Below are 12,215 nucleotides of genomic sequence, written 5' to 3'. Positions count from 1 at the left end.
ACAAGGATGCCCCACAACTGTCCCGGTTGCCACAATCAAAAATCAATACCGTTTGAAGGTGGAACTGAGATTGAAGTTTCTGAAGTTATCGATAAAGTATTGGATGCTGGATTAAAGAAAGTTACCTTTTCCGGTGGTGAACCTTTTGTCCAAGCAGAAGCTCTCTATCATATTGCGAAAGCACTAAAGGAAGAAGGCTACAACCTTTGGTCCTATACTGGATTTAAATATGAAGCCTTGCAACGACATCATGATCCGTATGTCATGAAGTTTCTAAGCTTACTAGATATCGTAATTGATGGACGCTTTATGATTCGTAAGAAAAGTATGTCCGCCTTATTTAGAGGATCAACTAATCAACGAATTATTGATGTTCCGAAATCATTGGAAGCAGGAAAACCTGTAGAATCAACAGTGTATGTTGATCCTCCTGAAGATGATAAGGACAGAGATGACGATATATTCGTATAATAATTAACCTCTTGAGTTTTAGATTCAAGAGGTTTTTCTTTGCATATGTTGAGGAGTTCATACCAAGATATGATATTATGAAAACAAACGGAGGGATGTTTATGTTAACTCGAGATATTAAAGTGATTACAGTTGCTGGGGATGCTTCTGGGGTGTAGAGGAATATTTTAATCGACTTAAAGGGATTGTAAATACGTCTGTTGGTTATGCCAACGGAAATAGTGAAGAAGTTACCTATGAGGAAGTATGCACAGGTAAAACAGGGCATGTTGAAGCTGTAATGCTCTTCTACAATCACGCTATTATTTCATTAGAAGATATCGTTAATCATTTATTTAGAATCATTGATCCAACTCTTTTAAATCAACAAGGAAACGATATTGGAACACAGTATCGAACTGGAATCTATACTCAAGATGAAGAAGAACTAGAGCGCATCAAGAAAGTAGTAGACTCCTATCAAAATAAATTCGACAAGAACTTAGTTGTAGAAGTCTTACCACTAGAAAATTTTGTAAAGGCTGAAGACTATCATCAGAACTATTTAATCAATAATCCGGGTGGATACTGCCATGTTGATTTCTCAGTAATTAAACAAGAAGAGTTGAAAGATGAGCGAAAAGGGTAAATTTTCGCTCTTTTTTTCACAAAGTCGGTCAATAGCTTCGTTATTATATAAATTTGCAATAAAACTTTATCACTTAGTCGCATATTGTTAGTAATTCTATCATCATCTGTGTATAATGTATCCATAAGCGCAATGAATGACATTGTTTGGTAGGCTCTGTCAGTCATGGAAGTGATATCAAATCTTAGCAAGTGCCATTGCTAAAATTCATGAAATCAATCTCCAAACCTCATACTTCCGGCGCTCTAACCTATCTTCTATGTACGAGATAGTTTGGGTAGGTTAATAATAAAATCAAAAGAGCTTAGGCTCTTTTATTTTTTTGCAAAAAAAGACTCTAGATTTAGTTTTCTAGAGTCTTATTTTTATTTTTTACCTAAAAGTCTAAACATGTTCTTCTTGTAAACTTCAACACCTGGTTGGTCAAATGGGTTAACATCTAACATATACACAGACATTGCTAATGCTTTAAAGAAGAAGTATACAAGATAACCGAAGTTATATGCATCTGTTTTCTCAATTGTAATAAGCACGTTTGGAACATTACCTGTAACTTCGTGAGCTTCAAGTGTTCCTTCGAATGCTTTTTCATTAATCCAATTTAAGCTCTTACCTGCTAAGTAGTTTAATTGATCAATATCCCCTTCTTCTGAAGGAACGATACCATCTTCAATTGGTTCGTCTACACGGATAACTGTTTCAAATAGAACTTTAGTTCCATCTTGAACAAATTGCCCCATTGAGTGTAAGTCTGTTGAGAAGTTTACGCTTGCTGGTAATAAACCTTTGCCTTCTTTACCTTCTGACTCACCGAATAATTGTTTCCACCACTCTGCTAAGAATACAAGGTGCGATTCGTAGCTTACAAACATCTCTACTGATTTACCCTGTTTTTCTAACATACGACGAACTACTGCATAAACATATGCTGAGTTTTCTTCTAAGTTTGGATTGTTTAATTCGAATGTAGCATCTTTAACACCTTGCATTAATGCGTCAATGTCGATACCTGCTGCAGCAATTGGTAATAATCCTACAGGAGTAATAACTGAGAATCGTCCTCCGATATCATCAGGAATTACAAATGTTTCATAACCTTTTTGATCTGCTAGTGGTTTTAATAATCCACGTTCTTTATCAGTTGTAGCATAGATTCTTTCTGATGCTTGTTCGCCATATTTTTCTTCCATGAAGTGACGAATTAAGCGGAATGCTAATGCTGTTTCTGTTGTAGTACCTGATTTTGAAATAACGTTTACTGCTACTTCTTTATCTTTGATGTATTCTAATACACGAGTAATTGCTGTTGATGAGAATGTATTCCCAACATAGATTACTTCAAGATTGTTTTTCGCAAAAGGACCTTGAATCATCTCGATAGCAGCACGTGCTCCTAGATATGAACCACCAATACCACATACTAATAAAACATCTGCTTGTTTTTGAATACGTTTAGCTGCTTGTTTTACACGTTCAAATTCATCTTTATCATAGTTTTCTGTCCAGTCTAACCAACCAAGATAATCATTACCTTTACCTGATTTTTGATGGATCATTTCATGAATACGATTAACTTCTTCTTGATAATCAAGAACATTACCTTCTAATAATGCATGACTTAAGTCTACTTTAACCATTTCCTTTTCCTCCTCTTTCAACCATTGAGGCATAATTTCTGCAAGTGTAGTGAATCCAAGATCAGAACTTGGTAAATTCGCTCGACGATAGCCCTTATCTTCACGATTACGACGTGACGAGTAATTCAAAGCTTTGAGTGATAATCTAAGCTGCTGTGAACCATCACTTGAATCAATAACCTTCGCTATTACGCGTTCCCCCTGGGTTACGAAGTAATTAATATCACGTACAAACTCATCGGATATTTCAGAGATATGAATCAGACCTGTCGTATTCTCATCTATAGAAACAAATGCACCATACGGCTGAATACCAGTAATTACACCTTCTACTATTTGACCATTTCGATACTTACGTTTCATTTTTTTACCTCAACAACATTCTCATTATATCATATTGTTAATGTATGGTATAATGATTTCGAGGTGAATTATGAGCGCAACGTATTATCCAATTATTGCTGCAATTACAGCAAATTTATTAGCACAAGTATTAAAACCACTATTCTACTATCTAAGAACAGAAGAACGTAATCTTGGATTGGTATTTGATAGCGGTGGATTCCCTAGTTCTCATACTGCGCTTGTTATTGGCTTGTGTATGTCCTACGGATATTTATCAAACTTTAAGTCAGAGTTTTTCTTTATTTCATTAGTATTCTCACTAACTGTAATCTATGATGCAGCAAACGTACGATACTATGCTGGACAAAACATTAAAATGACAAAGCAATTGATTCAAGATATAGAAATATTAACATCAACTACACTTGATAATCCTGTGTACCGCGAGAAAGTAAAAGAAGTACTTGGTCATAAATGGGTTGAAGTATTTGGTGGTCTATTATTAGGCTTTATTACTTCATCAGTTCTATTCTTCTTTGTTAAGGGGTGATTCGATGACACTTGAAGAACGTATTATAAAATCATTAGATAAAATTAGACCCTATATCCAACGTGATGGTGGAGATATGGAGTTTGTAAGTGTCGATGAAAACGGAATCGTTACTGTAAGACTTCTTGGAGCATGTATTGGTTGTGGGCTTATCGACTATACTCTACGTGGTGGTGTTGAAGCACTACTAATGGACGAAATTCCTGAAGTAACAGGTGTTATCGCCGAAGATTACGATTTATAGCATTGAAAAACACAAGCTGAGCTTGTGTTTTCTTTTACAGTTTTTTCCATTTTCTATTTTCTTTAAATTCTTGTGCCAACTCATTAGCAAGATCAATCAGTTCTTTATCATAACCAATGATTTCTAATAACTTAATAGCATTACGAGTATTTGATGGACCTTCTTTGATGATGTAATCAAAGGATATTTCATGATCCGTAATTGTTTCTCGGAAATGAGAGTTTGTGTAGTAATCAGAAAGCATCTCAGTAAGTTCAATATCGTGTGTAGCAGCAAGGACACAACACGCTTCTTTTGATAATGCATTCAATACCGATGCAGAAGCAGATATTCTCTCAATTGTATTCGTACCCTTTAGGATTTCATCAATAACAACCAAAGAATAATCTTGAATACTTACATTTTCTAAAATTCTCTTAATTGATTTAGTCTCACTTACAAAGTAACTATCCCCAGACTCTACATCGTCACGTATTGCCATTGAGGTAATAATGAAGCTTGGTCGCATAGCAAAGGACTCAGCAGTACAGGTGTTAATTCTTTGGCCTAGTAAGGCATTAATGGTGACTGCTCTAACAAATGTAGACTTACCTGAAGCGTTAGACCCAGTAATGATATTGTACTGTGGTAACCTTATTGTGTTTCCTACAGCAACATCTTCAATCAGTGGATGCTTCACATTCACAACATCTGGTGCTTTTAATGATTCATCAAATTCTATATGACAATAATGAGTTAAACTCTTACGATAGGAAGCAATCGCGATACTCATGTCGAGATAACCGATGAAGTCGTAAATCACTAATAGATCATCAACATTTTCATCAATTAAGCTACTTACCTTACGGAAAGCTAATGGTGTAATTAAGAAAAATACATTGACGAGATCATTAAACAATCCTTCCATTGTCCCACCAATGGACGATTTTGGAAGCGCAAAAGAATATATAGCATTAAGATGTCCGAACTTTTTAAGTGACTTCTTGAAAGCATCGCTATCTACAAACGATACGAGCTCGTCTGTATTGTTGAATTTCTTAGCTGCACGAATCATTGACATAATATGAGATAAAGATTCAATACGATACGATACAAGTTTGGTGAACTTCTCATTGAGTAAGTAATTACTAATATACGTTAATACTATTAGCGGAAGACCAATCTCAACTCGTACAAACAACAGTACAATTCCCAATATCATTGCTATTCTCATAATAGAATAAGAACCATAGGGAACGTTAAATGCTTTATGATTGATTGTTAAGGATGTAAGAACTTCAGCATTATCATTCTTATCAACTATATTCAAATTCTTTTGAATATCATAACGTTTTTCGGGATTTTCAGTAAAGTACTTAACAGCACTTTCTAGTTTGTCACGATTAAACTCGCCTTGATTTCTAAGGTGTGAGTACAAGACGGTCTCTCCCATTGTTGATTGCGTATTATTAATGGATAAGTATATAGCATCCATATCTAAATCATTCCAAGTTGTATCATCAATGATTGATTCACTAGGAAACACACGGTGGTACTCTTCAACTGATTTCATTTGACGACGTTCATCAAACTCAGGTTTCATACCAAAATTATTCTTTATTGCATTTAATGCATCTTGATTTTGTAGATAAACATAGATCATAACTCCAATTGGAATTCCTAATACTATGAGTACAATAAGTATCATATCCATATTATCTTACAATTTCTAGAAATTCTAATAAGTCATGAATTTCATAAGTGGGTTTGAAGTCTGTATCATTTTCTACACGATACGGATTATACCAGCATGTTGCGATGTTAGCGTTTAGTCCACCTTGGATATCTGCATATAAGGAGTCTCCAAGGATAATAGTCTTAGAAATATCAATTGAATCAAAACCTTTAAATACTGCCTCAAAAAATGGCAAGTGTGGTTTAGCGACACCCACTTCTGAACTTACAGCAATTACTTCAAACATATCTTTAATTCCTGCATATTCAAGTCGTTTGTATTGAGATGAAGCTACACCGTTTGTAACAATTCCTAGTTTGTAACCATTTTTTGATACTTCTTCAAGCATCTCTAATGCATTTGGCATGAGGACATTATTTTCTTCAATATGATGACGGTACATTTGATCAAGCTCTATACCGGTATAAGGGAGTTTATATTCCTCTAATGAACGCGCAAATCGTTGTTCACTAATCACATTACTCTCTATGACACCATTCTCGTAATCGATCCATAATTTCTTATTGATCTTATGGTAATGTTTCTTAAGCTCCTCAGAATATGGAATCTTTAATTCATGAAGTAACTCTCTGAATGCTATTTCTTCTGCTGCTTTAAAATTTAATATCGTATTATCAATATCGATTAATAATGTTTCGTAGGTCATAAGAACTCCTTTAACTATAATGTTCATATTATAACCCAAATGAAACTATTCTTAAAGAAAACCCTGTACGAATTTGTACAAGGTTTGATTGATTATTCTTCCTCTTCCGAGAATTGACTATTGTAAAGCACTGCATAGAATCCATCTTGAGCTAGAAGTTCTTCATGACTTCCGACTTCAACGATATCTCCCTTATCCATAACAATGATAATATCAGCATTACGGATTGTTGAAAGACGGTGAGCAATAATAAAGCTTGTACGTCCTTTCATCAAGGTATCGAGAGCTTGTTGAATCAAGATTTCTGTACGTGTATCAACAGAACTTGTAGCTTCATCAAGAATTAGAATCTTAGGATCAGCAAGAATAGCGCGAGCTATTGTGAGAAGTTGCTTTTGTCCTTGAGATACATTTGATGAATCTTCATCCAAGACTGTTTGATATCCATGACTTAATGTTCTTACGAAGTGATCTACTTGAGCTTCCGTAGCTGCTTCAATAACTTGATCATCGCTAGCTTCAAGGTTACCATAACGGATATTTTCCATAATAGTATCACTGTAGAGCCATGTGTCCTGTAGTACCATTCCAATTAAGTTTCTTAAGTCGCTACGTTTGAGATGACGAATATCGATACCATCAACCATAATAGCACCTGAAGTTACATCATAGAATCTCATTAAGAGTTTTACAATGGTTGTCTTACCAGCACCTGTAGGTCCTACAATCGCAACCTTTTGTCCTGGTTTTACATAGATACTAAAGTTGTTAATGATGGTCTTATCTTCAACGTAACCAAAGTTAACGTTCTCAAATGCAACAGATCCTTCAATCGCATCAACATCATATTCTACTGGCGAATCTTTTACTTCTTCTTTTTCTTCTAAGTAATCGAAGACTCTTTCAGCTGCAGCTGTGAGTTGTTGGAACTGTGATGATATTTGACCTAATTGAGCGATTGGATTTAAGAAGTTACGTAAATATTGAATAAAGGATTGGATATCCCCTACACTAATAAGTCCTTGGCTTGCATACCATCCACCCATAATACTAATCAGAACATAACCTGAGTTCCCGATAAAGTTCATCATTGGGTTAGCAATCCCTGAGAAGAAATTACTCTTCCATGCTGATTGGTAAAGTCGGTCGTTAATTTCACCAAACTTCTCTTTCGATTGTTCTTCCCCGTTATAGGCTTTAATTACAACGTGTGCAGAATACATTTCTTCGATGTGACTGTTAATCTCACCTAAAGTGTTTTGTTGCGCTGTAAAGAACTTTTGTGAACGGGAGAAGATAAACATCATAATCCCAATTGATACAGGTAGAATTACCATTGCTGCTAAAGTCATTTGCCAATTTATGGTAATCATCATATAGAGAACACCAAATATTGTTGTGATTGAAGTTAGTAATTGTGTAATACTACTTGTTAAGTTGATATCGATAACGTCAATATCATTGGTTACGATTGAGAGCACATCACCAACAGTGTGTGTATCAAAGTAACTTAGTGGTAGAGTATCTACCTTAGCTTGAACATCCGAACGTAATTGATAGGTTACGTTTCGTGATACACGAGCCATTACAAAACTTTGGATAGCGTTAAAGCCAAAGCTTGCTACATAGATTCCTGTAAGAATTGTTAGAATACGCGATATTTCACTAAAGTCTACTGTTCCCGTACCTTGTACACGAGCAAGTAGTCCTTCAAATAGAACAGTTGTTGCTTCCCCCATAATCTTTGGTCCAATAATGGATAATACGGTTGAAGCTAATGCCATAACAATTACAAAAATAATTCTAGCCATATAAGGCTTCAATAATTTACCAAGTTTAACTAAAGCTTGCTTTGGATTGTTAGCTTTTTGAGTGACGTTTCCACCTCTGCCTCTAGGCCCCATATGCTAATTCCTCCTCTGACAATTGTGATGCTGCTATCTCATAATATGTAGGACATGATTTGAGTAGCTCATTGTGAGTACCAATTCCTACCATTTTCCCTTGATCTAGAACCACAATTTGGTCAGCTTCTAATATTGTATTGACACGTTGCGCAACAATGAGAAGCGTTGTGTCTGCGTAGTTTTCTTTCAATGATTTTCTTAATAGTTGATCTGTTTTATAGTCAAGTGCTGAGAAACTGTCGTCGAAAATTAAGATTGATGCATTCTTTACAAGAGCACGTGCAATACTTAATCGTTGACGTTGACCACCTGATACGTTAGTACCACCTTGAGCGATAGCATAATCAAGTCCTTTGTCTTTCTCAAGAATAAAGTTACCTTGAGCAACATCAAGAGCGTGAAGAACTTCTTCGTCGCTAGCTTCTGGACGGCCGTATTTCAAGTTCTCATCAACTGTTCCTGATAAAAGAACGCCTTTTTGAGGAACATATCCGATATCTTCACGTAAGTCGTGTTGATTAGCATCTTTGACATCAACTCCGTTGACCATGACACTTCCCTCAGTAGCATCATAGAATCGTGGTACAAGGTTAATCAAAGTAGACTTACCAGAACCCGTCGATCCAATGAATGCTGTTGTTTGACCTGGTTTTGCTGTAAAGTTAATATCCTTTAAGACGTACTCATCGGCATCACCATATTTAAAGCCAACGTTGTTGAATTCAACCCAACCACGTTTATCTTCGATAAAGTCTTGAGTAACTTCTTTATCCACGATTGTATTTTCAGTATCTAAGACTTCGTTAATACGATATAGAGATACAAGTGCACGTGGAATAAAAATAAACATCATAGCTATCATTAAGAATGACATAATGATTTGCATTGCGTATTGGATGAATGCCATGAGGTCACCGATTTGGATTAAACCTTCAGAAACTTTATTAGCACCAAACCAAAGAACCATTATTACTGTAAGGTTCATAATTAACATCATTATTGGCATCATGAGAGACATTACACGGTTTACAAATAATGTAAGGTTTGCAACATCACTGTTTGCTTTCTTAAAGCGATCTTTTTCAAACTCTTTATTTCCGAAAGCACGGATTACCATAACACCACTTAAATTTTCTTTAAATACTAAGTTTAGACGGTCAACAAGTTTTTGACGAATCTTAAACTTAGGCATTGCAATGAGTGATACAAATACAAGTACGACAAGAAGTGCCGCACATGCAACAGCAATAATCCAAGATAATGAGGTTGCTTTATTTTGAATCATAATCATTCCACCAACAGCCATAATTGGTGCATAGAAGAAGATCCGAATCGACATCATAATCATCATTTGAACTTGTGCAACGTCATTAACTGTACGTACAACAAGCGATGATTGTGAGAATTTTTGGAACTGTTCGCTTGAGAAACTTTCAATCTTATCGAAAACTTCTTTACGCAAGTTTCGTGAGATTCCTGAACCTGTACGTGTCGCCATCAAGTTTACAAGAATCGCTGCGCCTACTGCAAGAAGGGTTACACCCATCATCTGTAGACCAATCATAAAGATATAGTCACGTTGAAGTGTTGCTACATCTATACCAGCATCAGCATACAAGAGTTTCGCAAATACGACTCCTGTTTGTGATATTAAGGATGGCTCCATAGATGATGCAGTCTCGAATGCTTTTTGCTTGCTGGTGTTATCCAACATTTGCAGCATAGGAATTGCCTTATACATTTCTTTAATATCAAAGTCAGCTCCGATATTATCAATAGATGCCCCTTGGCCCCCTCCTGGCATTTCAAAGCTCATTAAAGTCCACACTGTTTTACCAATAAGAATATCTAAATCTTCACGATTGACATCACTCTTAATAATGACGCGATCACCATCAATTGTATAAGCATCATTAATTTCTTGAGCTTCATTTTCAGGCAATATTGCTTTAATGAGGTTATATCCGTCAACTGTCATTTCTGTAGGACTCGCATGTTCGATACCTGATTGCTGAATACCAACGTTAACAATGTCAGACATATAATTTGGTAATCGTAAGTCTGCCCACGCTTGTACAAACAGCATCAAAATCGCACCCGCTACAAGAAATGCAAACGGCTTAATGTTTTTTAATATACGTTTCATTTATTCCCTCAACTTCCTAAATACTTTGCTCAATATCCTAAAAAACAAACGATACTGAACAATGTTCATTGTTTATTATAGTCTATATTATTTTAATTGACAAACATTTCGCAACACTTTCACAAATAGTTTAAAAACCGACTGTAGATTCAGTCGGTTTGGAGCTTAGTTGTTTTCAATGTCTGCCATTAGATTCTCATTTTCTTCATTAATGTAAGAAGGCAATTGGCTTTCACGTAGCCCTGTTCCGTATGCATCTTCAGATACTGTCAGAATTGGTGGCATTTGGATTCTTTTATACGTTGCAGTATTGATGGTACGGAGAACCCATCGTAAATCTTTGATAAAAGCCTCACCCTTATCAAGACCGTATGTCTTCAACATAGAACCTAGTTCATGATTGTAGATGTCTCCACTTCGATACATTTCCAATAGTTCTGATAATGGATTGTGGTTGAGATAGTCTACTAGAGTATCATGGTAACCCCACTTCATTGGGTCAAACTGATCTTGTGCAAGTTCGGCACTTGGTGCAAAGCCCCATGCTACTTCATGATCTAGAACCTTTGGAATTAGATTGCTTGGTACAATCTCATCATCTTTGTTTAGACACTCTGCGATCATTCCGACTTCCATTTTAGAAAGATCCCCAAGAATACCAAGTGCTCCTATCGCATCACCGTATAACGTTGCATAACCAAAGGCTACTTCAATTTTATTTCCGTTGTTCGAGACAACCCCATTTTCTAAAGATGCCACACTCATTAAGGTATGACCCCTTAAACGGGCTTGAATATTTTCATAGCTTAATCCTTCAACCTTGTCATAAGGAAGGCCAGCAACACTTGCATCAACCATATCTCCAATAGGAATTTCTTTAAAGTCGATACCTAGTTTTTCTTTAAGATGATAGGCATTGGTCTTCGTGATATCGCGGGTGAAACGGCTTGGCATAGTAACACCTAGAACACGTTCTTTTCCTAGAGCTTTGGTTAGGAGTGCGACTGTAACACTACTATCTAACCCACCGGATACCCCTACAATCCATTTTGGTTTATAAGGAAGAGACTCTTCATCAAAGTATTCGATACCTTTTAATATTGCCTGGTACAATTTGTTTTCTACTTTTGAATCGTGGTTTTGGAATGAATCCAAATCTACAAGTTCAACAGTGCTTTCGAAGTTGTTTGGTAACTTATAGATTGTATCTTCTTTTACTACAAGCGATCCACCATCAAAGACCATGACATTCTTACCATTGTTTTGCATACCTGTTGCGTTAACATATACAAAAGGTATATCGAATTCATGACGCTTGATAGCTTCAAGGCGTGCATTGTCTTTCGTCTTTGTCCATGGTGATGTAGATATATTAATCATCACATCTGGTTGATACTTAAGCATCTCTTTTGTAGGTGATACATCGTAGCCTTCATCCCACAAATCTTCACACACTTGAATACTAATCTTCTTATTATTGAAGATGAACGGCTCAAAATTTCCATTTCCTACTTCAAAGTATCGAGCATCATCAAAGACACTATAGGTAGGTAATAAGTGTTTCGTATAAAGCCCATCATCTTTTCCTGATTCACGCTTTGCCCATGCACCATCAATCGCGAAATAAGCAGCGTTATAAAGCTTTGATTCATTTTTATGAATACTTCCCCAAATAACTGCAGTTCCTTGACTGAGTTCACGGATAGCTTCGTTAAGCTCTAGCAACTCTTTTTCAAGGTCTTTGTTGGTGTAGCGATCACCAATGAAGTAACCCGATACAGCCATTTCAGGAAATACGATAAGATCTGCTTTATCTTTCCACGTTTCAATTGTTTGTTTGATATTCTCAAAATTCTTCTTTATGTTTCCGGAATATATTCGTTGTTGAACTATTGCTACTTTCATA

Annotated in this window: 11 protein-coding genes and 1 pseudogene; 5 read left to right on the top strand and 7 right to left on the bottom strand. The window is 36.0% G+C overall.

Features of this window, described 5'->3' with window-relative positions:
* Positions 1–6: 6 nt before the first annotated feature.
* From G7059_RS02265 to msrA, 3 genes are read left to right on the top strand one after another with little or no spacing between them, the layout of a single operon-like run.
* Positions 7–471: a 4Fe-4S single cluster domain-containing protein gene (locus G7059_RS02265; RefSeq protein WP_240920524.1), complete on the top strand. Its 465-nt coding sequence runs from the start codon at positions 7–9 to the stop codon at positions 469–471.
* An 11-nt stretch (positions 472–482) separates the two neighbouring features.
* On the top strand, positions 483–629 hold the full coding sequence (locus G7059_RS02260) for a hypothetical protein (protein ID WP_166080477.1): 147 nt from the start codon (positions 483–485) through the stop codon (positions 627–629).
* A gap of 26 nt (positions 630–655) precedes the next feature.
* On the top strand, positions 656–1,099 hold the full coding sequence (msrA, locus tag G7059_RS02255) for a peptide-methionine (S)-S-oxide reductase MsrA (protein WP_240920553.1): 444 nt from the start codon (positions 656–658) through the stop codon (positions 1,097–1,099).
* A gap of 365 nt (positions 1,100–1,464) precedes the next feature.
* Here msrA and G7059_RS02250 read toward each other — a convergent pair whose 3' ends face one another.
* Together G7059_RS02250 and G7059_RS10455 are read right to left on the bottom strand one after the other, a co-directional pair.
* Positions 1,465–2,736 (bottom strand): glucose-6-phosphate isomerase, encoded by a 1,272-nt coding sequence (locus G7059_RS02250; RefSeq protein ID WP_240920552.1) that lies wholly within the window; start codon positions 2,734–2,736, stop codon positions 1,465–1,467.
* 144 nt (positions 2,737–2,880) lie between these two features.
* Positions 2,881–3,099, bottom strand: a pseudogene (locus G7059_RS10455) (S1 RNA-binding domain-containing protein); the annotation flags it as partial.
* A 70-nt stretch (positions 3,100–3,169) separates the two neighbouring features.
* Here G7059_RS10455 and G7059_RS02245 point away from each other — a divergent pair.
* Together G7059_RS02245 and G7059_RS02240 are read left to right on the top strand one after the other, a co-directional pair.
* Complete coding sequence (locus G7059_RS02245) at positions 3,170–3,631, top strand: divergent PAP2 family protein (protein ID WP_166080475.1); 462 nt, start codon at positions 3,170–3,172, stop codon at positions 3,629–3,631.
* Positions 3,632–3,635: 4 nt separating this feature from the next.
* Entirely contained in the window at positions 3,636–3,875 is a 240-nt protein-coding gene (locus G7059_RS02240; protein ID WP_166080474.1) for a NifU family protein, read from the top strand.
* Between the two features lie 34 nt (positions 3,876–3,909).
* Here the strand turns inward: G7059_RS02240 and G7059_RS02235 are convergent, their stop codons facing one another.
* The 5 genes from G7059_RS02235 to nadE all read right to left on the bottom strand — a co-directional run bounded on the left by G7059_RS02235 (position 3,910) and on the right by nadE (position 12,214).
* Entirely contained in the window at positions 3,910–5,562 is a 1,653-nt protein-coding gene (locus G7059_RS02235; RefSeq protein WP_166080473.1) for a hypothetical protein, read from the bottom strand.
* Positions 5,563–5,569: 7 nt separating this feature from the next.
* Positions 5,570–6,256 carry a YjjG family noncanonical pyrimidine nucleotidase gene (locus G7059_RS02230; protein ID WP_166080472.1) on the bottom strand — a complete coding sequence of 229 codons (687 nt, stop codon included), beginning with the start codon at positions 6,254–6,256 and terminating at the stop codon, positions 5,570–5,572.
* Positions 6,257–6,348: 92 nt separating this feature from the next.
* Positions 6,349–8,160, bottom strand: coding sequence for an ABC transporter ATP-binding protein (locus tag G7059_RS02225; RefSeq protein WP_166080471.1), 1,812 nt, complete (start codon positions 8,158–8,160; stop codon positions 6,349–6,351).
* The gene (locus G7059_RS02220; RefSeq protein ID WP_166080470.1) at positions 8,150–10,309 is read right to left on the bottom strand and encodes an ABC transporter ATP-binding protein; all 2,160 of its coding nucleotides are present in this window, start codon (positions 10,307–10,309) and stop codon (positions 8,150–8,152) included. Before G7059_RS02220 ends, G7059_RS02225 begins: the two co-directional genes overlap by 11 nt.
* Before the next feature lie 165 nt (positions 10,310–10,474).
* Positions 10,475–12,214: an NAD(+) synthase gene (gene nadE / locus G7059_RS02215; RefSeq protein WP_166080469.1), complete on the bottom strand. Its 1,740-nt coding sequence runs from the start codon at positions 12,212–12,214 to the stop codon at positions 10,475–10,477.
* Position 12,215: the final 1 nt, after the last annotated feature.

The organism is Erysipelothrix sp. HDW6A, from assembly GCF_011400295.1.
GTDB lineage: Bacteria > Bacillota_I > Bacilli_A > Erysipelotrichales > Erysipelotrichaceae > Erysipelothrix.
Note: the sequence above shows the minus strand (reverse complement) of the source record. Positions and strands in the feature narration are given on the sequence as shown.